The sequence below is a fragment of the Silanimonas lenta DSM 16282 genome (genome assembly GCF_000429065.1).
In the GTDB taxonomy this organism is placed as follows: domain Bacteria; phylum Pseudomonadota; class Gammaproteobacteria; order Xanthomonadales; family Xanthomonadaceae; genus Silanimonas; species Silanimonas lenta.
Map to the genome: position 1 here is coordinate 129082 of NZ_AUBD01000001.1, position 23892 is coordinate 152973.

The window sequence follows — 23892 nt, forward strand, 5'->3', positions numbered from 1 at the left end:
GATGGCGGGCGCGGGGGCGGAGAAAGCGGCAGGGGGGGCGGTGGTGCGGCTCGATGGCCGCTCGCTCACCCGTGCCGACGTGCTGGCGGTGGCGCGCGGGGCGCGGGTGGAACTGGATGCCGCGCAGCTGCGGGCGGTGCAGCGCACTGCCGATTTCCTGGTCGAGCAGGTGCGGCGGCAGGAGCCGCTCTACGGCGTCTCCACCGGCTTTGGCAGCAATGCCGACCGCCTGCTCGGAGCGCACCGCCTGCGTGGCGACGCCGAAGGCGATCCGTCGCTCAACGAGGAGCTGCAGGAGAACCTGATCACCAGCCATGCGGTCTGCGTGGGCGAGCCCTTCCCCGAGGAGGTGGTGCGGGCCATGCTGGTGATCCGCATCAATACCCTGATGAAGGGGCATTCCGGGGTGCGCGCCTCCACCCTCGAGGCCTATGCCGCGATGCTGAATGCCGGCGTGGTGCCGGTCGTGCCGAAACTCGGCTCGGTGGGCGCGAGCGGCGACCTTGCCCCGCTCTCGCATCTCGCCATCGTGCTGCTCGGCAAGGGCGAGGCCTTCTACCGTGGAGAGCGCCTGCCCGGCGGCGAGGCCCTGGCGCGGGCCGGGCTGGCGCCGATCCGGCTCTCGTACAAGGAGGGCCTGGCGCTGAACAATGGCACGGCGCAGATGCTCGCCACCGCGGTGCTGGCCGCCGGGCGCCTGTCGAAGCTCATCGAGCTTGCCGAGCACTGCGCGGCGATGAGCCTCGAGGCCTTCGCCGGCCGCCTGCGCGCCTTCGACGAGCACGTGCACGCCCTGCGCCCGCACCCCGGGCAGGTGGCCAGTGCCGCGCGCCTGCGCGAGTTGCTCGCCGGCTCCACGCTCGCCGACATTCCCTATCACCTGGTGCCGCGGGCCAAGCCCTGGCTGCCCGGCAGCTGGCCGAACGCGGCGCTCGCCGCCTTCCGCTTCGACATCGGCTGGGACTGGGTGCCGGCCGACCAGCGCCATGGCCGCGAGCGCTTCTATGAGCGCTTCCGGCCCTTCCGCGGCGGCAAGAAGCACCAGCCGCAGGACAGCTACAGCCTGCGCTGCGTGCCGCAGGTGCATGGTGCGGTGCGTGATGCCATAGCGCAGCTGGAGCGGGTGATCGACATCGAGCTCAATGCCGTCACCGACAATCCGCTGCTCTTCCCCGATCTTCCCGGCGCGCGCCATGTCGAGGAACAGGTGGTGTCCGCCGGGCACTTCCACGGCATGCCAATCGCCCTGGCGATGAGCTATGTGAAGGCTGCCATCCCGGTGCTGGCCGCGATCTCCGAGCGCCGCCTCGCCAAGCTGGTGGACCCGGCCACCAATGACGGGCTGCCGGCCTTCCTGGTCGGCAACGAGGACGGCACCGACTCCGGCTGCATGATCGTGCAGTACACCGCGGCCGCCATCGTCAACGATCTCGCCTCGCGCGCGCACCCGGCCACGGTGTTCTCGGTGCCCACCAGCGCCAATGCCGAGGACCACGTGTCGATGGGCGCCAACGAGGGCCGCCACGTGCTCGACATGACGCAGGACCTCGCCCGGGTACTGGCGCTGGAGCTGATGACGGCGGCCCAGGCGCTGGATTTCCGCCGCGACACCATCAATGCCGCCCGGCGCCTCGCCCGCGAGGCCGACCTCGGCACCTTCGCCGCCAAGATCGGCAATGCGCCGCCGGACCCGCATCCGCTGCGCCCGCGTTTCCTCGCCGAATGCGATGCCCTGCGCGCCGAGCTGGCCTCGGCGCCGGAGTTCGGCCCCGGCCCGGCGATCGCGGCCCTGCACGCGGCCTTCCGCCGGCGCGTGGCCTTCATCGACCGCGACCGTGCGCTGGATCGCGACGTGGCCGAGGCGGTGCGCTTCGTCGAGGACTGGATCGCCGGCTCCTGAGGCCGGCGGTCGGCGAGGCCGGCCCGGCCCCGGTGCAACCGCTGAGGCCCTGCCTCAGCGTGCCAGCAGCTCGACCCGGGCGAGCTGGCCGTTGCGGGCGTCGGTGAGCACGTAGAGCGCGCCATCCGGCCCCTCGCGCACGTCGCGGATGCGCTGGCCCCAGTCTCTCAGCAGTTCCTCGCTCGCCACCACCTTCTCTCCGTCCAGCACCAGGCGCTGCAGGTGGGTGAGCGCCAGCGCGCCGACGAAGGCATTGCCTTGCCAGGCGGGGAAGCGGTCGCGGGTGGCGAAGGCGAGGCCCGAGGGGCCGATCGAGGGCGTCCACTGGTGCAGCGGCTGCTCCATGCCGGCCTTCTCGGTGATGCCTTCACCCACCTTGGTGCCGTTGTAGTTGATGCCGTAGGTGATCACCGGCCAGCCGTAGTTACGGCCGGCGCGGGCGATGTTGATCTCGTCGCCGCCGCGCGGGCCATGCTCGTGGGTCCAGAGCAGGCCGCTCTGCGGATGCAGGGCCATGCCCTGGATGTTGCGGTGGCCGTAGCTCCAGACGCCCGGATGCACGTCGCTGCGGCCGGCGAAGGGATTGCCGGTGGCCGGGCTGCCGTCGTCGTTGAGGCGGAAGACCTTGCCCTGGCCCTTGTCGAGGCCCTGGGCCATGTCCTGCAGGCCGCGGTCGCCGCTGCTCACGAACAGCCGGCCCTCGCGGTCGAACACCAGGCGCGAGCCGAAGTGAAAGCCGGTGTCCACCTTGGGCGACTGGCGGAAGATCACTTCCACGTCCTGCAATGCCTCGCCCTCCAGCCGCCCACGCGCCACCGCCGTGCCGGCGCCGCCGCTGCCCGGCTCGGCGAAACTGAGATAGACGAGGCCGTTCTCGGCGAACTTCGGATGCAGGGCCACGTCGAGCAGGCCGCCCTGGCCCCGGGCGAAGACCCGCGGCACGCCGGCCAGCGGCCGAGAGAGCGTGCCGTCCGCCGCCACGAGGCGCAGCCGCCCGGGGCGCTCGGTGACCAGCATGCGGCCATCGGGCAGGAAGGCGAGGCCCCAGGGGTGTTCGAGGCCCGAGACCAGCGTCGTGACCCGCACCGTGCCGTGCTGGCTGGGGAACTCGCGCACCTCGGCGGCCACGCTGGTGGCGGCGAGCAGGGCGGCAAGGGCGAGGGGGCGCAGGCGGCGCAGGGGCAGGGCGGGCATCGGGGCACTCGGTACAGATGAGGAAACCCCGAGTGTTCCCGCCATCGGGTCAAGACGACGTCACACGGCCACCACATCCGCGTCCGCAGTGCGCGGAAGGCCCCGCCGTTCCGTGGGCGGCGCGGTCGGCGCGGGCATCGGCCCCGGTTTCGCGGGCACGGCAGGCGGGGCGTTGGCCGGACGCTTGCCGCGCGGCGTCACGGTGGGTGGGTCGAGCCTCAGCAGGCGGCCGTTCGCGGCGTCCACCAGCACGTAGAGCGCGCCATCGGGGGCCACCCGCACATCGCGGATGCGCCAGCCCAGCCCTTCGAGCAGGCGTTCCTCGAACACCACCGCGCCTGCGGCATCGAGCCGCAGGCGGTGCAGGGCGCGGCTGACCAGGCCGCCGACGAATACGCTACCCATCCACTCGGGCGAGCGCGGGTGTTCGTAGAAGGCGAGCCCGCTGGTGCCGATCGAGGGCGTCCAGAAATGCCGCGGCTGTTCCAGTCCCGGGGCATGGGTGCCGACCGATTCGGGGATGGGCCGGTCGTCGTAGCCGATGCCGTGGGTGATGGTGGGCCAGCCATAGTTGCGGCCGGCCTCGACGCGGTTGAGCTCGTCGCCGCCCTTGGGGCCGTGCTCGGTCATCCACAGCGCGCCGGTGCGCGGGTGGAAGGCCAGGCCCTGCGGACTGCGATGGCCGGTGCTGAAGATCTCCGGCCGCCACGCGGCGTTGCCGGCGAAGGGGTTGTCGGCCGGCACGCTGCCGTCGGGGTTCAGGCGCAGGATCTTGCCCTGGTGCTGGTCCTGCCGCTGGGCCGTGGCGTTGTGCTGGTTGTCGCCCGAGGTGATGTAGAGCCGCCCGTCCGGCCCGAAGGCGAGGCGCGAGCCGAAATGCCCCTGGGTGCTGAGCTTCGGTGCCACGCGGAAGATCACGCTGCCCGCCTCCAGCCCGGTGGCTGCGGCATTCAGGCTGGCCCGGTACACCGCGGTGCCCGCCGTGCCGCCGCTGCCTTCCTCGGCATAGCTGAGGTAGACCCGGCGGTTGCTCTCGAAGGCCGGGTCGAGGGCGATGTCGAGCAGGCCGCCCTGGCCGCGGGCGAAGACCGCCGGCACGCCGGTCAGCGGGCTGGAGACCCCGCCCTGCGGGGTGACGAGGCGCAGCCGCCCGGGGCGCTCGGTGACCAGCAGGCGGCCATCGGGCAGGAAGGCAAGCCCCCAGGGGTGCTCGAGGCCGGTGGCCACCGTGGTGACCCGCACCGTACCGAGCGCGCTGGGGGTGTTCTGGACGTTGGCCTGCGCGGCGAGCAGCGCAGGCAGGCCGGTAAGGGCGAGCGCGAGGGCGCGGAACGGACGCGGCATGGCGAGGGGCATGGCGGCGATCCTTTCGGGGGGGAGCACGAGCCTAGCGCCGCGGCAGGGCGCCGGGGTGAAGCCCGTGTTGTTGCGCTGCGTCAGGCGGGGGCGGGAGAGGCGGCGGCATGGGCCGCGGCGGCCTCGCCGGCGAGCCGGCCGCTGGCGAAGCAGGCGGTGAGCAGGTAGCCGCCGGTAGGGGCGTCCCAGTCCAGCATCTCGCCGCAGGCGAACCAGCCGGGCAGGGCGCGCAGGGCGAGATCGTCGTCCAGCGCCTCCAGCGCGATGCCGCCGGCGCTGCTGATGGCCTCGGCGACCGGCCGTGGCGCGCCGAGCGGGATCGGCAGGCGCTTGATGGTGGCGGCCAGCCGCGCCGGGTCGGCCAGCGCCGCGGCGGGCAGGCATTCGCGCAGCAGGGCGGCCTTTACGCCTTCCAGCCGCAGGCGGCGGCGCAGCACCTCGCTCAGGCTGCGGCCGCGGCGCTCGCGACTGAGCGCCTCGAGCACCACGGCCTCGGGCGTGGCCGGCAGCAGGTCGAGGGCCAGTCCGGCCTGGCCGGTGCTGCGCAGGGCCTCGCGCAGGTCGGCGCCGATGGCGTAGAGCAGGCTGCCCTCCAGCCCGTACTCGCTCACCACGCATTCGCCCTGGCGCTGCCGCGGCTGGCCGTCGGCGGCCTGCCAGTGGGCCCGCACCGGCTTGAGCGGGGCCCCGGCGAAGCGTTCGGCGAAGAAGGGCGTCCACGGCACGGCAAAGCCGCAGTTCGAGGCCTCCAGCGGCCGCACCGCCACCCCGCGGGCGGCGAGCCAGGGCAGCCAGGCGCCGTCGGAGCCGAGCTGCGGCCAGCTGCCGCCGCCCAGGGCCAGCACCACGGCGCGGGCCTCGAGGCGGCGCTCGCCCGCCGGGGTCTCGAGTAGCGCCCGGCCTTCGCTATCGAAGCCGCGCCAGCGGTGGCGCATGTGCAGGCGCACGCCCTGCTCGCGCAGGCGCGCCACCCAGGCGCGAAGCAGGGGTGCCGCTTTCATGTCGGTGGGGAAGACCCGCCCAGAGCTGCCGACGAAGGTGTCGATGCCGAGCCCGCGTGCCCAGGCGCGCAGCGCCCCGGCATCGAAGCCGTCGAGCCAGCGGGACACCTGCGCAGTGCCGCGGCTGTAGCGGGTGTCGAAGCCGGGGCGGGCCTCGCCATGCGTGAGGTTGAGCCCGCCGCGCCCGGCGATCAGGAACTTGCGGCCCACCGAGGGCTTGGCCTCGAACAGGTCCACCTCCACGCCCCGTGCCCGCGCCGCTTCGGCGGCCATCAGGCCGGCAGGGCCGCCGCCGAGGATGGCGATGCCCGGGCAGACCAGGGGATCGGCAGGCATGGGCGTGTTTCCGGGCAGGACTCAGGCGCCGCGCTTCGGCTTGCCCCTGAAACCCGGCTGGAAGTTCTTTCCCCTGTAGCCGCCCTTTTTCGGAACGCGCGGCGGGGCCTCGAAGGCCGCCGCATCGTCCTTGTCCGGGTCGTAGGGCCTGATCTCGAGCTTCTGGCCGGCCACCCGCACCTTCTTCAGATGCTGCATCAGGGCCTTGGGCATGCCTTCCGGCAGATCGACCAGGGTGTCGTGGCCACGGATGTCGATGCGCCCGATGTGCGCCGCCTCCAGGCCGGCCTCGTTGGCGATGGCGCCAACGATGTTGCCGGGCTTCACCCGGTGCTGGTGGCCCACGGCGATCCAGTAGGTAGCAAAGCCGGGCTCGGGCGTGCGCGGGGCGCCGGGTTTCGGCGGCCGCGGCCTGGGCGGGCCGTCCTCGCGGGGGCGCGGCTCCGGCCGCCAGCTCATCGGCTCGCCACGCGGCTGGCGCGGCAGCCTGTCGAAATCGACACGCTCCCGCCGCTCCTCGCGCTCGGCACGGGCCGGCGGCTCCAGTAGCAGGGGCGTATCGCCATGCAGCAGCTTCGCCAGCGCGGCGGCGATCTCGACCGCCGGCACGTCGTTCTCGCGCTCGTAGCGCTCCACCAGTTCGCGGAACACCCCGAGGCCTTCCTTCTGCCGCGCCTCGGTGATGCGGTCGAGGAAGCGCTGCACCCGGCGGTCGTTCACCGCCTGCACGGTGGGCAGGGCCATCGGCTCGATCGGCTGCCGGGTGGCGCGCTCGATGGCCTTCAGCATGCCGCGCTCGCGCGGGGTGACGAAGAGGATGGCCTCGCCGCTGCGACCCGCCCGGCCGGTACGGCCGATGCGGTGGACGTAGCTCTCGGTGTCGTAGGGGATGTCGTAGTTCAGGACGTGGCTGATGCGCTCCACGTCGAGGCCGCGGGCGGCCACGTCGGTGGCCACGAGGATGTCGATCCTGCCGTCCTTGAGGGCCTGGATGGTGCGCTCGCGCTGGGCCTGGGCCACGTCGCCATTGAGCGCGGCGGCGGCGAAGCCGCGGGCGGCCAGCTTCTCCGCCAGTTCCTCGGTGGCCTGCTTGGTGCGGGCGAACACGATCATGGCGTCGAAAGGCTCGGCCTCGAGGATGCGGGTCAGGGCATCCAGCTTGTGCAGGCCGCTCACCATCCACAGGCGCTGGCGGATGGTGGTGGCGGTGGTGGTGCTGGCCCTGATCGAGACCTCCACCGGCTCGCGCAGGTAGGTCTGGGCGATGCGCCTGACCGGCGGCGGCATGGTGGCCGAGAACAGCGCCACCTGGCGCTCCGGCGGGGTCTTCTTCAGCACCGCCTCGACATCGTCGATGAAGCCCATGCGCAGCATCTCGTCGGCCTCGTCGAGCACCAGCACCTCGAGCGAGGAAAGATCCAGCGAGCCGCGCTCGAGATGGTCGATGATCCGCCCCGGCGTTCCCACCACCACGTGTACCCCGCGCTTGAGCGCGCCGAGCTGCGGCCCATAGGCCTGGCCGCCGTAGACCGGCAGCACCTGGAAGCCGGGCAGGTGGGCGGCGTACTTGTGGAAGGCCTCGGCCACCTGGATGGCGAGCTCGCGGGTGGGGGCCAGCACCAGGGCGCCGGGCGCGCCCGGCGGACGGCGGGCGATGCGGGCCAGCACCGGCAGGGCGAAGGCCGCGGTCTTGCCGGTGCCGGTCTGGGCCATGCCCAGCACGTCGCGGCCTTCCAGCAGGGGCGGGATGGTGGCGGCCTGGATGGGGGAGGGCGATTCATAGCCGACTTCCGCCAGGGCCTGCAGCAGGGGCTCGGGCAAAGCGAGGTCGGAGAAGCGCAGCGGCGCCTCGTTGGGGCTCTGGGATTCGGCGCTCATGGCGGCCTCGATGCGCCGGCGCACGGCCGGTCGGGAACGGCGCGCAGTGTACCCCGTAGAATGCGCCCATGCCCCTGCTCACCCTGAATCGCGTCGACTATGGCGTCGGCGGCCCGCGCCTGCTCGAGGGCGTCGATCTCGCCATCGAGGCCGGCGAACGCATCGCCCTCATCGGCCGCAATGGCGCCGGCAAATCCACCCTGCTGAAACTGATCGCCGGGGAGATCGTGCCCGACGATGGCGAGCGCCGGCTTGCCGCCGGGGTGCAGGTGGCGCGGCTCGAGCAGGAGGTGCCTTCCGGGCTCGGGGGCTCGATCTACGACGTAGTGGCCGACGGCCTCGGCGCGATCGGTCGCGATATCGCCGAGTTCCACCGCCTGAGCCACGCCGAGCCGCTCGACATGGAGGCGCTCGGGCGGGTGCAGGCGCGGATCGACGCCGCCGACGGCTGGCGGCTGGAGGCGCGGGTGGCGGCCACGCTGACCCGGCTCGGCCTCGACGGGGAACTGCCCTTCGATTCGCAGTCGGGCGGCCTCAAGCGCCGCGTGCTGCTGGCCCGTGCCTTCGTGGCCGAACCCCAGGTGCTGCTGCTCGACGAGCCCACCAACCACCTCGACATCGCCGCCATCGAGGCGCTCGAGGCCACCCTGCTCGACTGGAAGGGGGCGATCGTCTTCGTGACCCACGACCGGCGTTTCCTCAAGGCCCTGGCCACCCGCATCGTCGAGATCGATCGCGGCCGCCTGACCAGCTGGCCCGGCGACTGGGCCAACTACCGGCGCCGGCAGGAGGAGCGGGCGCATGCCGAGGCGCAGGAGAACGCCCGCTTCGACAGGCTGCTCGCCCAGGAGGAGGTCTGGATCCGCCAGGGCATCAAGGCCCGCCGCACCCGCGACGAGGGCCGGGTGCGCCGGCTGGAGGCGATGCGCCGCGAGCGTGCCGAGCGCCGCGAGCGCACCGGCAACGTGCGGATGGCCCTGGCCGAGGGGCAGCAGAGCGGGCGCAAGGTGATCGAGGCGCGAGGGCTCGGCTTTTCCCACGGCGGGCGCTGCCTGGTGCGCGGGCTCGACCTCACGGTGATGCGCGGCGATCGCATCGGTCTTGTCGGCCCCAATGGCAGCGGCAAGACCACGCTGATCAGGCTGCTGCTCGGCGAACTCGCCCCGCAGGCCGGCGAGGTGAGGCGGGGCACCGGCCTGCAGGTGGCCTACTTCGACCAGTACCGCCAGGCCCTGCGCGAGGACTGGAACGCGCTGGACAACGTCTCGCAGGGCGCCGAGTTCGTGGAGGTCGGCGGCCAGCGCAAGCATGTGATGGGCTATCTGCAGGACTTCCTGTTCACCCCGGAGCGGGCCCGGGCGCCGATCCACAAGCTGAGCGGCGGCGAGCGCAACCGCCTGCTGCTGGCCCGGCTGTTCGCCCAGCCCTCGAACCTGCTGGTGATGGACGAGCCCACCAACGACCTCGATGTCGAGACCCTGGAGTTGCTGGAGGAACTGCTCTCGGACTATCCCGGCACCCTGCTGCTGGTGAGCCACGACCGCGACTTCCTCGATGCCGTGGTGACCTCGACCCTGGTGATGGAGGGCGATGGACGGGTGGGCGAGTACGTGGGCGGCTACAGCGACTGGCTGCGGCAGCGCCCGGCGCCCGCCGTGGCGACGACCGCCCCGGCGGTGACGAAGCCCGCGCCTGCGGCTCCCGCGGCCCTGGCCGTGTCCCCGCCCGCGGCCCCGGCCAAACGCAGGCTCGGCTACAAGGAACAGCGCGAGCTGGAGGCCCTGCCGGCCCGCATCGAGGCCCTGGAAACGGCGCTGGCGGCGCTGGCGGCCGAGTTGTCCGAGGCCGGGTTCTACAGCCGCGGGGCTGCGGCGCAGGCGGCGCATCACGCGCGGATGGCCGAGCTGCAGGCCGAGTTGGACGGCGCCTATGCCCGCTGGACCGAGCTCGAGGGCTGAGCAGCGCGGCGCCCCGGCGCCTCAGGCGACTTTCTCGAGCACCGCGCCCAGGCTCTTCGGCACCTCGCCCCGCTCGCGCAGCTGGGCCGCGAGGCTCGCCTGCTGCGCATAGGCGCTCGCCGCCGATTCGCGGCGGGCGATCTCGGCCCGCGCCCGCTGCTCCATCCGCGCCCCCTTGGCCGCCACGGCGAGGTCGGCCGCCGAGGGATTGCCCGGCGCCAGGGCGGCGCTCTGGATCCGGCGCCCTTTCTCGGCATTGGCCTCCGGGTCGTCGCCAGACTCGCTGGTGTCGATCTCCACGCTGCCGCCGATGGCGTAGCGCCGGCCATCGGGGCCGATGACGTAGCTGTACCAGGGCCCGCCCTTCAGCAGGGGGCCGGCGGCGGCCATATGGGCCTGCTCGTGTTGCCGCACCTCGCGGTCGCGGGCCTGCAGCTGCTGGATCGCCACCCGGGTACGCACGTCCTCCAGCGGATTGCGCGGGGCGCCCGGCGTCACCGGCACCGCGGCGCGCAGGGTCTGGGGCTGCGAGGAGCCGGGGGGGAGGGCTACCGAAGGCAGCATCGGCGCAGCCGTCTCCGTGCGGGCCGGGGCGGCCGCAGGTGCGGTGGGGACGATGGACGGGCCGAGGACCATGGGCAGTCCGCCGCGCAGTCGGTCGCCTACACCATACCCCGGCGCAGGGCGTCCTGTCGTGAACCGCGGCACGGTAAGGCGGGCCGCAGGGGAGGCCGAAGGCCATCCACCCGGCGTACACTTCGAGCTTTCACTCAGTCGCTGGATCGACGACCCCCATGAGCGCCCCCACTCCCGTCTTCCCCGAGCTTTCCGCCCTGGCCGAGGCCGCAGAAAAACAGGGGGGCGCGGCGCTCTCCGGGTTCATCGGCCAGTTCTACGCCCGGCTGCCGGCCGAGGACCTGGCCCTGCGTCCGGCCCCGGCCTGGGTGGCGCTGGCCGCCGACCTGCGGGCCTTCGCCGAGGGCCGCGCGGCAGGCCAGCCGCGGCTCAGGCTGTTCAATCCCGATCCGGCCCGGCATGGCTACGAGTGCAGCCATACCGTGCTGCAGATCGCCAATGACGACATGCCCTTCCTGGTCGACTCGGTGAGCATGGCGCTCGCCGAGCGCGGCATCGGCGTGCACCTGCTCATCCACCCGGTAATCGGCGCCGAATCGCTGATGCACATCGAGGTGGACCGCCTGCCGCAGGAGGAGTTCGCCGCGGTCGAGCAGGCCATCGCCAGCGCCCTGGCCGATGTGCGGGTGTGCGTGGCCGACTGGACGGCGATGCGCAGCGCCATGCTGCGGATCGCCGATGAGCTCGCCACCCGCCCGCTGCCGGTGAACGACGTGGTCCGCGCCGAATCGCAGGATTTCCTGCGCTGGGCCGCCGACAACCATTTCACCCTGCTCGGCTACCGCGAGTACCGCGTGGTGGAGGTCGGGGGCGAACGCCGCCTGGCCCCGGTGGAGGGCAGCGGCCTTGGCCTGATGCGCACGGCGCCGGGCCACAGCCCGCGGGCGGTGGCCGATTTCGCCCTCACCCGCCAGGGCGGCGAGCGCGACGTGCTGATCCTGACCAAGACCAATGCCCGTTCCACCGTGCACCGGCCGGGCTACATGGACTACATCGGCATCCTCGTCTACGACGAGAACGGCATCGCCGTGGGCGAGCAGCGCTTCCTCGGTCTCTACACCTCGGGCGCCTACAACCGCCGTCCCTGGGAGATCCCGCTGGTGCGGCGCCGCCACGACCAGATCATGGAACGCTCCGGCCTCGCCCCCGGCAGCCACAGCGGCAAGGCCCTGCGCCACATCCTCGACACCCTGCCGCGCGACGAGCTGTTCCAGAGCTCCACCGACGAGCTCTTCGCCACGGCGATGGGCATCCTCGCCCTGCAGGAGCGGGCCCGCAGCCGGCTGTTCCTGCGCCGTGACCGCTTCGGCCGCTTCTATTCGGCCCTGGTCTACATTCCCCGCGACCGCTTCAGCGGCGAGGTGCGCAACCGCATCGAGGCCGTGCTGCGCGAGGAACTGGAGGGCGAGCGCATCGATTCCAGCATCGCCATGGGCGAATCGCCGCTGGCGCAGATGTACCTCGTGGTGCGGCCGAAGTCCGGCGTGGTGGGCACGGCCGATGCCGCACGCATCGAGCAGCGGGTGGCGGCCATCGTGCGCAACTGGCACGACGGCCTGCGCGAGGCCCTGGTGCGCGAGCTGGGGGAATCGGAAGGCCTGCGCCTGGCCCGCCGCTATGCCCGCGGCCTGCCGCCCGGCTACATCGACAGCGTGAGTCCCGAGAGCGCCGCCCAGGACCTGATCCGCGCCGAGCGCCTCCAGGGCCCCGAGGACCTCGGACTCAACCTCTACCTCGACGAGGAGGGCCTGCGCTTCAAGGCCATCCGCCTCGAGCGCGTCATCGCCCTCTCCGATGCCCTGCCCATGCTCGAGAACCTGGGCCTGCGCATCCTCTCCGAGCATCCCTTCGAGCTCGAGGCCGAGGGGCGCAGCATCGCCGTGCAGGACTTCGTGGTGCAGCCGCAGTGGCCGATCGCCGACCTCGGGGCGGTGCGCGCCACCTTCGAGGAAGCCTTCGCCCGCACCTGGTCGGGCGAGGCCGAGAACGACGGCTTCAACCGCCTGGTGCTGGCCGCCGGCCTCGACTGGCGGCAGGTGGCCATGCTGCGCGGCTACGCCAAGTACCTGCTGCAGACCGGCGTGCCCTTCTCCCAGCCCTACATGGAAGAGGCCCTGGTGCGCTATCCGCTGGTGGCGCGGCTGCTGGTGGAGCTGTTCGAGGCCCGCTTCGATCCGGCCCGTGGCGCGGCCGACGGCACCCGCGGCGCGGCCCTGCGCGCCGCCCTGGCCCGCGTGCTGGCCCCGCTGCCGGAGGCCGAGCGCCATGCCCTCGGCCCGGTGGCCGAGGCCCTGGCCGCGGCGGCCGGCGGTGACCGCGAGCAGCAGATGGCCGCGGTGGAAGAGGCCCTGAACGCGGCGCTGGAGCGCGTCTCCAGCCTCGACGAGGACCGCATCCTGCGCGCCATCAAGGGCGTGATCCGCGCCACCCTGCGCACCAGCTTCTTCCAGAAGAAGGGCGGCACGCATCGCGACTACATCAGCTTCAAGTTCGACCCGGCGCAGATCCCCGACCTGCCGAAGCCGCGCCCCTACCGCGAGATCTTCGTCTACTCGCCCTGGGTGGAGGGCGTGCACCTGCGCTTCGGCCCGGTGGCCCGCGGCGGCCTGCGCTGGTCCGACCGTCGCGAGGACTTCCGCACCGAGGTGCTGGGCCTCGTCAAGGCGCAGATGGTGAAGAACACCGTGATCGTGCCGGTGGGCTCGAAGGGCGGCTTCTTCGCCAAGCGCCTGCCGCCGCCCGGCGACCGCGACGCCTGGATGGCCGAGGGCATCGCCAGCTACAAGCGCTTCATCAACGGCCTGCTCGACATCACCGACAACATCGTCGATGGCGCCATCGTGCCGCCCGTCGACGTGGTGCGCCACGACGCCGACGACCCCTACCTGGTGGTGGCGGCCGACAAGGGCACCGCCACCTTCTCCGACATCGCCAACGGCATCTCCGCCGAGCACGGCTTCTGGCTGGGCGACGCCTTCGCCTCCGGCGGCTCGGTGGGCTACGACCACAAGGGCATGGGCATCACCGCGCGTGGCGCCTGGGAGTCGGTGAAGCGCCACTTCCGGGCCCTTGGCATCGACTGCCAGAACCAGGACTTCACCTGCGTCGGCATCGGCGACATGAGCGGCGACGTGTTCGGCAACGGCATGCTGCTCTCGCGCCACATCCGCCTCGTGGCCGCCTTCGACCACCGCCACATCTTCCTCGACCCGAACCCGGACGCCGCCCGTTCCTATGCCGAGCGCGAGCGTCTGTTCCGCCTGCCGCGCTCGAGCTGGGAGGACTACGACAAGGCCCTGATCTCGAAGGGCGGCGGCGTGTTCCCGCGCTCGGCCAAGCACATCCCGGTGAGCCCCGAGGTGCGCGCCGCACTCGGCATCGAGGGCGAAGTCGAGCAGATGACCCCGGCGCAACTCATGAACGCCATCCTCAAGGCGCCGGTGGATCTGCTCTGGAACGGCGGCATCGGCACCTATGTCAAGGCCAGCAGCGAGAGCCATGCCGATGCCGGCGACCGCGCCAACAACGCCCTGCGCGTGGATGGCTGCGAACTGCGCTGCCGGGTGGTGGGCGAGGGCGGCAACCTCGGCATGACCCAAAAGGGTCGCATCGAGGCCGCCTTCAACGGCGTGCTGCTGAACACCGACTTCATCGACAACTCGGCCGGCGTCGATACCTCCGACCACGAGGTGAACATCAAGATCCTGCTCGGCGGCGTGATGGCCCGCGGCGGCCTCACCCTCGAGCAGCGCAACGCCCTGCTGGCCGAGATGACCGACGAGGTGGCCGAGCTGGTGCTCAACGACAACTACCGCCAGAACCAGGCCATCAGCCTGATGGAGCGCATGAGCGTGCCGCGCCTCGGCAGCTTCCAGCACCTGATCCGCACCCTGGAATCGCAGGGTCTGCTCGACCGCGCGCTGGAGTTCCTGCCCTCGGATGCCGAGTTCAGCGACCGGCGCTCGCGCGGCATCGGCCTGACCCGCCCCGAACTGTCGATCCTGCTGAGCTACGACAAGATCGTCATCTACAACCAGATGCTCGAGTCGGACGTGCCGGAGGACCCCTACCTCTCGCGCGAGCTGCAGCGCTATTTCCCAAGGCCGCTGCAGGAGCGCTACGCCGCCGACATGGAGCAGCACCGCCTGCGCCGCGAGATCATCGCCACCGCGGTGACCAACTCCATGGTCAACCGCATGGGCGCCACCTTCGTGCTGCGCATGCAGGAGGACACCGGCGAGCAGCCGGCGCAGATCGCCAAGGCCTACACCATCGCCCGCGAGATCCTGAGCGCCCGCGACTGGTGGGCGGCCATCGATGCCGCCGACCTCAAGGTGCCCGAGCCGGCCCAGATCGATGCCCTGATGGCGATCTGGCACCTGCTGCGCCAGTACACCCGCTGGATGCTCAACCGCCCCGGCGGCAACCTGCAGATCGCCGCCATGGTCGAGCGCTATGCCGCGCCGCTCGGCGAGCTGCGCCGGGTGCTGGCGGAGGTGCTGCCGGGCGAGGCCCGGGCGCAGTACGAGGCCAGCGTCGAGACCTGGACCCGCCAGGGCTTCGCTGCCCATCTCGCCGCTGATTTCGCCGCGCTGCCCTTCCTTGCCTACGGCCTCGACATCGTCGAGGTGGCCCTGGCCCGCGGTCTGCCGGTGGCCGACGTGGCGGCGGTCTACTTCACCCTCTCCGACGCCCTGCACACCAAGTGGCTGATGGACCAGGTGGAGCAGCTGCCGGTGGAAGGCCGCTGGCATGCCCAGGCCCGCGGCGCCCTGCGCGACGAACTGCAGTCGCAGCAGAGCGTGCTGGTGGGCCAGGTGCTGGCCGGCGCCGGCAAGGGGCAGGGCCCGGCCGAGGCGGTGGAACAGTGGCTCTCGCGCGACGACCAGACCCTGCGCTACACGCTGGCCATGTTCGCCGACATGCGCAATCTGCGCGGCATGGACTACGCCACCCTGCTGGTGGCGGTGCGCCGTCTCGGCCAGATCGCGGCCTGCGCCGACGCCGCCTGCTGATGACCGCGCGCATCGCCTTCCTCGCCAGCCCCACGCCCGAGGCGGAGGCCGCCCGGCGCCGGCTGGAGGCCGAGGTGGGGCCTTGCCCGCCGGCCGAGGCCGACGTACTGGTGGCCCTCGGCGGCGATGGCTTCATGCTGCAGACCCTGCACCGGCACGGCCAGCTCGGCGTGCCGGTGTACGGCATGAAGCTCGGCAGCGTGGGCTTCCTGATGAACCAGTACCGCCCCGAAGGTCTGCTCGAACGTCTCGAGCAGGCCCGGCCCACGGTGCTGCGCCCGCTGGAGATGGAGGCGGTGACCGAGGGCGGCGCCACCATCGGTTCGCTTGCCTACAACGAGGTCTCGCTGCTGCGCCAGACCCGCCAGGCCGCGCATCTGCGCATCCGCGTGAACGGCCAGTGCAAGCTGCCGGAACTCGTCTGCGACGGCGTGCTGGTGGCCACCCCGGCCGGTTCCACCGCCTACAACTATTCCGCGCACGGGCCGATCCTGCCGCTCGGCACCGACGTGATCGCCCTGACGCCGCTGGCGGCCTTCCGCCCGCGGCGCTGGCGCGGCGCCCTGCTGCGCTCCGATGCCGAGGTCGGCATCGAGGTGCTGGAACCTCACAAGCGCCCGGTCAGCGCCACTGCCGATTCGCATGAAGTGCGCGACGTGGTGGAAGTGCGCATCCGCGAGTCCCGTCACCGCACCGTCACCCTGCTGTTCGACCCCGAGCACGACCTCGCCGACCGCATCCTCAACGAACAGTTCGAGAGCTGATGAAGCCGCTCGTCGTCGCCATCACCGCCCGGGCCCTGTTCGATCTCGAGGACGGCCATGCCCTGTTCCAGCGCGAGGGCCTCGATGCCTATGCCGCCTACCAGCGCGAGCACGAGAACGAACCGCTGCAGCCCGGCATCGCCTTCCCGCTGGTGCGCAAACTGCTGGCCCTGAACGACCTGCTGCCCGAGGGCGTGCCGCCGGTCGAGGTGATCCTGCTCTCGCGCAACTCGGCCGACACCGGCCTGCGCATCTTCAATGCCATCGAGCATTACCGCCTCGGCATCGTGCGCGCCGTGTTCACCGCCGGCGCCGACACCCATCCCTACATTCGGCCCTTCGGCGCCCAGCTCTTCCTGAGCGCCAACCCGGCCAGTGTGCGCAGCGCGCTGGAGCATGGCGTGGCTGCCGCCACCATCCTGCCCACCGGCCGCCCGGTGGTGGAGCGCCATCCGCAGCTGCGCATCGCCTTCGACGGTGACGCGGTGATCTTCGGTGACGAGAGCGAGCGCGTCTCGCAGGAGGCGGGCTTGGCCGCCTTCCACGAGCACGAGGCCGAACGCGCCGAGGAACCGCTCTCGGGCGGCCCGTTCCGGGGCTTTCTTTCGGCCCTGCACACCCTGCAGCAGGCCCTGCCGGCCGACGACCCGCCGATCCGCATCGCCCTCGTCACCGCCCGTTCCGCCCCGGCGCACAAGCGCGTGATCCTCACCCTGCGCGAGTGGGGCATCCGCCTCGACGAGGCCCTGTTCCTCGGCGGCCGGCCCAAGGGCCCCTTCCTCGACACCTTCGGCGCCGACATCTTCTTCGACGATTCCATGCACAACATCGAGAGCGCCCTGCAGCACGTGGCCGCCGGGCATGTGCCGCACGGGGTGTCGAACGAGTAGGGGGCGTTACCAAAGCCCGCAACACCAAGTCCCCAAGCCAGGACTCTCCCGGTGATCGGAGGTGCGGTGATTGGGGGTCAGTAGGTCGCACTTGCCTGAAGCCGGTTCCATTGCAGCGGTTGACGGCGCCAGTGAGTGATGATGCCCTGAACAAAGTCGGGACGCACGAGTTTGGCTCGCGCACGTAACCACGCATCGTCTTCCCGACGCAGGATGAGACCCTCCGGAGGACCTAAGCGGTATTGGCTGGCACTTTTGATGGCGGCATCCTGCAACTGCTGCAGCGTGAAGCGGCCCTGATTCAGCCGAGCCATGTGGGGCACGCCGGCCGCCAACGCCCAGGCATTGCGCCGCGTCGTGCTCCAGAAGCACTGCGCGTTGCGGTCCCACACATCAAACACCACCCACCAGTCCGGCAGCTGGTCGTAATCCAATGAGTGGCGGGCAGCGCACCATTCCCCAAAGACAATCAAATGCGGCTCGAGCGCATCGAACAGACGCTCCTGGTGCTGATCCAGCCAAGCTGGCAGCCGGCCGAACTGGCCATGATACGGCGGCAACAACCAGCCGCCACGGTGCTGCACGCGCAGGCTGGCTTCCGGGCCAATCGAGAGGCCCAGGTTGGCGCCATCGAGCTTCTCCTCCACAACAATCTCGCCACTGAGGAACTCGCTGGCCTCTGGAGGGGAAAGCACCTTGTCATCGCGCGGACGCCCCGTTCCCAGCCAGACGAGGTGGGGCGTGTGCGGAAAGCGGAAAAACTCCTCGCTCATGGGATCGGCGGGATAGGGTCGTCAGGGTATCTGCCGCTAAAAAAGCGGCAGATGTCACGCCTGCAGAGAAACTCGACCCTCATGCCATGAGCGGCAAGACGCCCATGCCAGCGCAGCCATTTGCTGTCGGTGGCCTGAAGCACCGCAGGCTTACTTGGGTGCGCATGCGCCACAGCCACGAACTTGCGGTCGGGCGGATCGAACTCTGTGGCCAACGCCTTGTCGGGAAACTCGGCGAAATCGTTGGGAGCACGCTCAGTAAGAGCGACCAAGGCCACACGCTTCGGGTTGGCCTGATTCTGCAGGACCCACTTGAGAAACGCTTCCCCAACGCCTTTGCCCTTATTGGCGTCCAGCTTGTTCTGATACTCGCCCAGGATTCGGTGCGCATCATCAATGACGACTCTTTCACGCTTTTCAACTTCCTCGAGCCGCTGTACGCACGCCAGAACGCACTCGGGCGAAACCTCGGGATGACGCTGGCTGGCCACCAGCAGCACATTGGTGTCGATCACCACCTCAGGCATGCGTCTGTCCTTCACCCTGGATGCGCCGTTGCATGGCCGCTTTGGTGCGGGCAGTGATTTCACCCAGATCGTCTCCGAAGAACCCTTCCGGCCAGTTTTCGATTTCTCCAAAGATGTCCAGCTTGAGTTCCTCGAACTGCGCACCGGTCTTGCCATCGCGCACGAAGTAGATGGCCACTTCCTCGGGTTTGAGAAGCCCCTCAGCGACCCGGCGCTGCAGGCGCAGCAGGAAGTGTTCGGAGTGGCTCTCGATGACCAACTGGACGCGGCGCGGCTGACCGTCCTCATAGGACTGCACGGCACTGATGAACGCGTCAGCCAGCTCGGCCTGCACGCGCGGGTGCAGGTGGATCTCCGGTTGCTCCATCCACACGGTGGCATGCCGTGGCGCGTAGAACGCTTGCACCAACGCCGGCAGCACCTGCGAGACGCCAAAGCCGACATCCGTGAGCTTCACCTCGGGCGACTGCGCGCGCGTGCGCAGCACCACTTCGTATTCTTTGCGTCCCTTGGCGATGGGACGCACGTTGAAGCTGTGAATCACACCCAGATCTTGGAGCCAGGCAGCGATGAAGGCGTCAAAACGCTGGCGGCGCTGTTTGTAGCCGCGATTGAGTTCGCGCCCGGCATCGGTGGCAGCCAAGATGGCAGCGATGGCCAGCTCGCCGCGTACGCCCACGTTCGGCACGGTGTCGCCCGCCCAGTGGTAGGTGCGGCGCGGCGGTTCACGCAGCGGTCCCAGATAAATCAGGGCGTCGAGCAGACGCTCGACCTCCAACGGCAGCAGTGCCAGCGCATCGGCGTTCTGGTAGCGCGCCAGCGTCACGTCGGAGAACCGATAAAACTTTTCCGGGCGCTCGATCCCCCATTTTCGCCCCGGCGCGTGCACCAGGCGTATCGGATCCACATCCAACAAGGGTTTGCCGCCTTCATCGAGCCCATGTCTCACGCTGAGCGTGCGGCTGCCTTGCGCCAGCAATTCGTAGTGGAACGATTCGATTTCGGGCAGCCCCCTTGCGTCGGCCTTGAGGTTCGATTGCAGCCTCAGCACATCACCTGCGTAGCCCGATTTGGTCAACGGATCCCGGATCGTGACCGGCTCGGGCGGCCTCCAGCCCAGCGTGAAGCTAAGCCTGGCCTTGCGGTCATGACCATGCAGGCAGTCGTCAAAGGTGCCCAGATCAATATCAGACTGCAGATCACCCAGATGCAGCGCGCGTTTGCGGTCGGCGAGCCGAGCAGTCTGTTTCAAAGCCAGCAGTAAATGGCCGATACTGCTCTTGCCCGCGCTGTTGGCCCCAAAGATGACGGTTAGTGGCGCCATTCGCACGGAGCCGGTGTCCTGCCAAGCTTTGAAGTTTTGAATGTGCAGTTCGGTCAGCATGTTCGGTTTGAATCGCCCTGAATCACCCCAGCTTCTCCGGAGGCCATTCCATCTGAGTCACGCCGCCATGGCGTGACCCGTGTTACCGGCGTAGTGTACAAGTTGAGTAATTCCCCAGCCTCGCCCTTGGCCGATGGGGTCATGGCTAGCCAACCTTCTCGCCAGACTTACCCGGGCACCAGCCCCACCTCGGCGCAGCGCGCCCGCGTCCAGTCCTCCAGTGCATCGAGCAGGGCCTGCGCCTCGGCAGTGGCGGCGCGCGCCCGCGCCTCGGCCAGTTCGCTGCGGAAGGCGGCCAGGCTGCCTTCCTGGCCTTCGGGGTCGGCGAAGCGCTCGCGCCGCCAGGCGTCCCAGGCCTCGCGCTGCGCGGGATCGAGGCTTTCCGGCCAGTTGCGGGCCTGGTAGCGGAACAGCAGTTCGCGATAGCGCGGGTCGGTAAGGCGCGTGGCGAGGCCCGGCAGGTCGGCCGGGGCGGCGCTGCGGATGCGCGGGAACAGGCGCTTGTCGGCCTCCGGGGGAAAACCGTCGTAGAGCGCGCCGTCGGCATCGCCGGGCGGGAAGGGCCGCTCGGCGGCCATCACGTCGACGAGGCGCGCCACGAAGCCGGGGTGGGTGCTAAGCCAGGCGGCCCGCTCGGCGGCGAGGCGGGCATCGAGGCCGAGGGCGGCGAGCTCGGCGGGGCGCACATGCGCGAGCGGCAGCAGCACCGGGCAGCGGTTGGCATGGATGGCCTTGAGCGGCAGGCGCGGCTGGCCCTCGGGCAGGGCGCTGCGCGGGGTGTAGAGGCGGGTGGCGAGTTCGGTCTCGTCGAGGGCCTCGAAGTGGCGCGGGTCGGTATCGAGGTCGTAGGCCAGCACGCGCCCGGGCAGGGCCGGGTGGAAGGTCAGCGGGGCCACCAGAGCGGCGTGGCGGCGTTCGGCCGGGAAGCGGCCGGAGACATGCAGCAGCGGGGTATGGCCGGCCACGTCGCAGAGTGCCAGTACGGCGTGCTTGTCACGCAGGGTGAGGGCGTAGTCCCAGAGCCGAGGCTGGGCCTCGCGCAGGCGGCGGGCCAGGGCCACCAGGGCGCGCACGTCGCTCAGGGCCTCGTGGGCCATGCCCTCGCGCACGCCGTTGGCGGTGGCGAGGTCCTCGAGCCGGAAGCTGGTATGGCCATCCTCGCGCTTCGGCCAGACGAGGCCCTCGGGGCGCAGGGCATGGGCGAGACGAAGTACGTCGAGCAGGTCCCAGCGGCGGTTGCCGTGGCGCCACTCGCGTTCGTAGGGATCGAAGAAGTTGCGGTACAGGCCGAAGCGGATGAACTCGTCGTCGAAGCGCAGGCTGTTGTAGCCGAGGCTGCAGGTGCCGGGCACCGCCATCAGCTCGGCGATGCGGGCGAACAGCTCGGCTTCGACGAGGCCCTCGCGCTCGGCGCGCTGCGGGCTGATACCGGTGACCAGCGCGGCCAGGGGCGAGGGCAGCAGGTCGCCCGCCGGCTTGCAGAACAGGGAGACGGGGGCCTCGATCTCGCGCAGGTCCTCGTCGGTGCGGAGGGCGGCGAACTGGGCGATGCGGCTGCGCCTCGGGTCGCGGCCGAAGGTCTCGAGGTCGTACCAGAGGAAGTTCATGCGGCGCCGGCCAGCCAGTGCGCGGGCAGGGGCTCCAGCAGGGCATGCACCCGGCCGTCGAGCGCGGCGAGGTCGAGGGTGTCGATGTCCTCCACGCCGCGGGTGGCCTCCACCAGCAGGGCGCGCTGCACCCGGCCGCGCTCGAAGGCCACGGCATAGGGCGTGCGGGTGAAGCTCACCATGGAGTAACGCGGCACGAAGCGGCCGGGGTGGCGTTCGGCCAGCCGCAGTTCGAGGGCGCGCTGGCGCCGCCAGTCGGGGTCGTCCACCGAATCGCGCATCTCCACGTAGTTCTCCAGCGCCATGGCCTGGATGGCCTCGGCATTGGGCCGGCGCTCGGCCTCGAAGGCAGCGAAGGCGGCATGGGTGTCGGTGTGTTCCTGCATCAGCCGGTCGAGGGCGGCCACGTCCTCGAAGGCACAGTTCATGCCCTGGCCGTGGAAGGGCACCATGGCGTGGGCGGCATCGCCCAGCAGCACGGCGCGGCCCTCGAAATGCCAGTGTTGCAGGCGCAGGGTGGCAAGGCCGCTGGTGGGGTGCTCGGCCCAGTCGTCGGCGAGGCCGGGCATCAGAGCAAGCGCGTCGGGGAACTCGCGCTCGAAGAAGGCGCGGGCGGCGGCGGCATCGGCCAGTTCGTCGAAGCAGGGCGAGCTGCCGCGGTGGGCGAGGAACAGGGTGGCGGTGAAGGTGCCCTCGGTGTTCGGCAGGGCGATCAGCATGTAGCCGCCGCGCGGCCAGATGTGCAGGGCATCGCGGGCGATGCGGAAGCTGCCGTCGGCTTCCGGCGGAATCTCCAGTTCCTTGTAGCCGTGGCCCAGCGGTTCGAAGCGCTCGCCAAGGTCGATGTGGCGCTGCATGGCGGCGCGCAGGGCGCTGCCGGCGCCATCGGCGCCGATCAGCGATTCGAAGTCGATCCAGCGCACGCGGCGTTCGTGGTCGTCCACCAGTTCGGCGCGACGGGCGAAGAAATCCACGTAGTTCAGGCGCTGGTGGAAATGCAGGCGGGCGCCGGCGCGTTCGGCGGCCTCCAGCAGCAGCAGGTTGAGGCGGCCGCGGTGCACCGACCAGATGCATTCGCGGTCCACCCGGCCATAGGGCAGGAAGCTCGTTGCGCCTTCGCGCGGGTGCACCATGCGGCCGCGCATCGCCACCGCCTGCTGCAGCACGGCCTCGCCCAGTCCGGCTTCCTGCAGCACGGCAAGCCCGCGGGCGGCGAGGGCGAGATTGATCGAGCGCCCCCCCTCGTAGCCGCGCAGGCGCGGATCGGGGCGGCGTTCGAACACGTCCACTGCATGGCCGCGGCGGGCCAGCAGGAGGGCGAGCAGGGCGCCGGCCAGGCCGCCGCCGACGATGGCATGGGAACGGGCCATGCGATGCCTCCTCAGGCTGGATGCCAGTCGCGCACGGCGCGGGCGAAGGCCAGCACGTCAGTGAAGCGGTTGTAGAGCGGCGCCGGGCTGATGCGGATCACGTCCGGCTCGCGCCAGTCGCCGAGCACGCCGCGGGCGGCGAGATGCTCGAACAGGGCGCGGCCACGCTCGCGCCCGCCCGTCACCCGCAGCGAGAGCTGGGCGCCGCGCTGCGCCGGATCGGCCGGGGTGAGCACCTCGATGCAGTCGGCGAGGTGGGTCTTCACCAGGGCCTCGAGGTAGCCGGTGAGCGCCACCGACTTCCTGCGCAGGGCAGGCAGGGTGGCGGCATCGAAGAGTTCGAGCGAAGCGCGGATCGGGGCCATGGCCAGCACTGGCGGGTTGCTGAGCTGCCAGCCGTCGGCGCCGGGAGCCGGCTCGAAGGCGGGGCCCATCAGGAAGCGGGTCTCCGGGCGGTGGCCCCACCAGCCGGCCAGCCGCGGCAGCTCGGGGCGGTTCGCGTGGCGCTCGTGGACGAAGGCCGCGGCCACCGCGCCAGGCCCGCTGTTGAGGTACTTGTAGGTGCACCAGGCGGCGAAGTCGGCCCCGCTGTCGTGCAGGGCGAGTTCGAGGTTGCCGGCGGCATGGGCAAGGTCGAAGCCCACCGTGCAGCCCCGGGCCTTTGCCAGCCGGGTGATGGCGGCGAGATCGAAGGCCTGGCCGGTGCGGTACTGCACGCCGGGCCAGAGCACGAGGGCGATGCGCTCGCCCTGTTCTGCCAGCACCCGCTCGATGGCCTCGAGGCTGATGAGGCCGTTGGGCAGGTCGGCCTCCAGTTCGATCAGGTCGCGGGCCGGGTCGAAGCCATGGAAGCGGATCTGCGATTCCACCGCGTGGCGGTCGGAGGGGAAGGCGCCGGCCTCGATCAGGATCGCCGGCCGCTCGCGGCTGGGCCGGTAGAAGCTCGCCATCAGCAGGTGCAGGTTGGCGGTGAGGCTGTTCATCACCACCACTTCCGAGGGCAGGGCGCCCACCACCCGCGCCATCGGCTCGCGCAGCGTGGCGTGGTAGTGCATCCAGGGCCGCTCGCCACGGAAATGCCCCTCCACCGCGATCTCGGCCCAGCGCTGCAGCTCCTCGGTGATGGCGGTGGCGGCGCCCAGGGGCTGCAGGCCGAGGGAGTTGCCGACGAAGTAGTGCATCTCCCGGCCGTCGTGCCGCGGAATGTGGAACTGGCTGCGGAAGCGGGCCAGCGGGTCGGCGGCATCCTGGGCCAGGGCCCAGGCATCGTGGTCGAGCGAGAGATCCATCGGCAGGCGAGGAG

The 23892-nt window shown here is 71.1% G+C and carries 16 protein-coding genes; 5 read left to right on the forward strand and 11 right to left on the reverse strand.

Going from position 1 to position 23892, the window contains the following annotated elements; translation table 11 throughout:
* Position 1 precedes the first annotated feature (1 nt).
* On the forward strand, positions 2-1900 hold the full coding sequence (locus G408_RS12425) for an HAL/PAL/TAL family ammonia-lyase (RefSeq protein ID WP_051282455.1): 1899 nt from the start codon (positions 2-4) through the stop codon (positions 1898-1900).
* Positions 1901-1954: 54 nt separating this feature from the next.
* On the opposite strand, the gene G408_RS0100615 is transcribed toward G408_RS12425, so the two are convergent.
* From G408_RS0100615 to G408_RS0100630, 4 genes are all read right to left on the reverse strand, one after another.
* Positions 1955-3094, reverse strand: coding sequence for a PQQ-dependent sugar dehydrogenase (locus G408_RS0100615; RefSeq protein ID WP_051282456.1), 1140 nt, complete (start codon positions 3092-3094; stop codon positions 1955-1957).
* Positions 3095-3154: 60 nt separating this feature from the next.
* A complete protein-coding gene (locus G408_RS12430) occupies positions 3155-4450 on the reverse strand; it encodes a PQQ-dependent sugar dehydrogenase (protein WP_037411687.1) in 1296 nt (431 codons plus the stop codon).
* Positions 4451-4530: 80 nt separating this feature from the next.
* Positions 4531-5787 (reverse strand): TIGR03862 family flavoprotein, encoded by a 1257-nt coding sequence (locus tag G408_RS0100625; protein WP_028769509.1) that lies wholly within the window; start codon positions 5785-5787, stop codon positions 4531-4533.
* Positions 5788-5808: 21 nt separating this feature from the next.
* On the reverse strand, positions 5809-7665 hold the full coding sequence (locus G408_RS0100630) for a DEAD/DEAH box helicase (RefSeq protein ID WP_028769510.1): 1857 nt from the start codon (positions 7663-7665) through the stop codon (positions 5809-5811).
* A gap of 68 nt (positions 7666-7733) precedes the next feature.
* On the opposite strand from G408_RS0100630, the gene G408_RS0100635 reads away from it, so the two are divergent.
* Positions 7734-9623 (forward strand): ATP-binding cassette domain-containing protein, encoded by a 1890-nt coding sequence (locus tag G408_RS0100635; RefSeq protein ID WP_028769511.1) that lies wholly within the window; start codon positions 7734-7736, stop codon positions 9621-9623.
* 21 nt (positions 9624-9644) lie between these two features.
* Here the strand turns inward: G408_RS0100635 and G408_RS12435 are convergent, their stop codons facing one another.
* On the reverse strand, positions 9645-10187 hold the full coding sequence (locus tag G408_RS12435) for a putative metalloprotease CJM1_0395 family protein (RefSeq protein ID WP_051282457.1): 543 nt from the start codon (positions 10185-10187) through the stop codon (positions 9645-9647).
* A 230-nt stretch (positions 10188-10417) separates the two neighbouring features.
* On the opposite strand from G408_RS12435, the gene G408_RS0100645 reads away from it, so the two are divergent.
* From G408_RS0100645 to G408_RS0100655, 3 genes are read left to right on the forward strand one after another with little or no spacing between them, the layout of a single operon-like run.
* Positions 10418-15274 carry an NAD-glutamate dehydrogenase gene (locus tag G408_RS0100645; RefSeq protein WP_084627992.1) on the forward strand — a complete coding sequence of 1619 codons (4857 nt, stop codon included), beginning with the start codon at positions 10418-10420 and terminating at the stop codon, positions 15272-15274.
* Positions 15274-16038: an NAD kinase gene (locus G408_RS0100650; protein WP_028769513.1), complete on the forward strand. Its 765-nt coding sequence runs from the start codon at positions 15274-15276 to the stop codon at positions 16036-16038. The genes G408_RS0100645 and G408_RS0100650 overlap by 1 nt, the downstream gene beginning before the upstream one ends.
* A complete protein-coding gene (locus G408_RS0100655) occupies positions 16038-16928 on the forward strand; it encodes a 5'-nucleotidase (protein WP_037411689.1) in 891 nt (296 codons plus the stop codon). The genes G408_RS0100650 and G408_RS0100655 overlap by 1 nt, the downstream gene beginning before the upstream one ends.
* 77 nt (positions 16929-17005) lie before the next feature.
* On the opposite strand, the gene G408_RS0100660 is transcribed toward G408_RS0100655, so the two are convergent.
* The 6 genes from G408_RS0100660 to kynU form a co-directional block, all read right to left on the reverse strand.
* On the reverse strand, positions 17006-17701 hold the full coding sequence (locus G408_RS0100660; RefSeq protein WP_028769515.1) for an RNA ligase family protein: 696 nt from the start codon (positions 17699-17701) through the stop codon (positions 17006-17008).
* Positions 17698-18228, reverse strand: a complete 531-nt coding sequence (locus G408_RS0100665; protein ID WP_028769516.1) for a hypothetical protein — start codon at positions 18226-18228, stop codon at positions 17698-17700. The genes G408_RS0100660 and G408_RS0100665 overlap by 4 nt, the downstream gene beginning before the upstream one ends.
* Positions 18221-19612, reverse strand: a complete 1392-nt coding sequence (locus G408_RS0100670) for an AAA family ATPase (RefSeq protein WP_028769517.1) — start codon at positions 19610-19612, stop codon at positions 18221-18223. The genes G408_RS0100665 and G408_RS0100670 overlap by 8 nt, the downstream gene beginning before the upstream one ends.
* Positions 19613-19779: 167 nt before the next feature.
* Positions 19780-21219, reverse strand: coding sequence for an exodeoxyribonuclease I (sbcB, locus tag G408_RS0100675; protein ID WP_037411692.1), 1440 nt, complete (start codon positions 21217-21219; stop codon positions 19780-19782).
* Positions 21216-22589 (reverse strand): FAD-dependent oxidoreductase, encoded by a 1374-nt coding sequence (locus G408_RS0100680; RefSeq protein WP_028769518.1) that lies wholly within the window; start codon positions 22587-22589, stop codon positions 21216-21218. The genes sbcB and G408_RS0100680 overlap by 4 nt, the downstream gene beginning before the upstream one ends.
* Before the next feature lie 11 nt (positions 22590-22600).
* The gene (gene kynU / locus G408_RS0100685; RefSeq protein ID WP_028769519.1) at positions 22601-23878 is read right to left on the reverse strand and encodes a kynureninase; all 1278 of its coding nucleotides are present in this window, start codon (positions 23876-23878) and stop codon (positions 22601-22603) included.
* Positions 23879-23892 lie beyond the last annotated feature (14 nt).

Bases quoted from the DNA above. Each gene is read 5' to 3' on its own strand.
- G408_RS12425 (WP_051282455.1), top strand. From the start codon at position 2: ATGGCGGGCGCGGGGGCGGAGAAAGCGGCAGGGGGGGCGGTGGTGCGG.
- G408_RS0100615 (WP_051282456.1), bottom strand. From the start codon at position 3,094: ATGCCCGCCCTGCCCCTGCGCCGCCTGCGCCCCCTCGCCCTTGCCGCC.
- G408_RS12430 (WP_037411687.1), bottom strand. From the start codon at position 4,450: ATGCCCCTCGCCATGCCGCGTCCGTTCCGCGCCCTCGCGCTCGCCCTT.
- G408_RS0100625 (WP_028769509.1), bottom strand. From the start codon at position 5,787: ATGCCTGCCGATCCCCTGGTCTGCCCGGGCATCGCCATCCTCGGCGGC.
- G408_RS0100630 (WP_028769510.1), bottom strand. From the start codon at position 7,665: ATGAGCGCCGAATCCCAGAGCCCCAACGAGGCGCCGCTGCGCTTCTCC.
- G408_RS0100635 (WP_028769511.1), top strand. From the start codon at position 7,734: ATGCCCCTGCTCACCCTGAATCGCGTCGACTATGGCGTCGGCGGCCCG.
- G408_RS12435 (WP_051282457.1), bottom strand. From the start codon at position 10,187: ATGCTGCCTTCGGTAGCCCTCCCCCCCGGCTCCTCGCAGCCCCAGACC.
- G408_RS0100645 (WP_084627992.1), top strand. From the start codon at position 10,418: ATGAGCGCCCCCACTCCCGTCTTCCCCGAGCTTTCCGCCCTGGCCGAG.
- G408_RS0100650 (WP_028769513.1), top strand. From the start codon at position 15,274: ATGACCGCGCGCATCGCCTTCCTCGCCAGCCCCACGCCCGAGGCGGAG.
- G408_RS0100655 (WP_037411689.1), top strand. From the start codon at position 16,038: ATGAAGCCGCTCGTCGTCGCCATCACCGCCCGGGCCCTGTTCGATCTC.
- G408_RS0100660 (WP_028769515.1), bottom strand. From the start codon at position 17,701: ATGAGCGAGGAGTTTTTCCGCTTTCCGCACACGCCCCACCTCGTCTGG.
- G408_RS0100665 (WP_028769516.1), bottom strand. From the start codon at position 18,228: ATGCCTGAGGTGGTGATCGACACCAATGTGCTGCTGGTGGCCAGCCAG.
- G408_RS0100670 (WP_028769517.1), bottom strand. From the start codon at position 19,612: ATGCTGACCGAACTGCACATTCAAAACTTCAAAGCTTGGCAGGACACC.
- sbcB (WP_037411692.1), bottom strand. From the start codon at position 21,219: ATGAACTTCCTCTGGTACGACCTCGAGACCTTCGGCCGCGACCCGAGG.
- G408_RS0100680 (WP_028769518.1), bottom strand. From the start codon at position 22,589: ATGGCCCGTTCCCATGCCATCGTCGGCGGCGGCCTGGCCGGCGCCCTG.
- kynU (WP_028769519.1), bottom strand. From the start codon at position 23,878: ATGGATCTCTCGCTCGACCACGATGCCTGGGCCCTGGCCCAGGATGCC.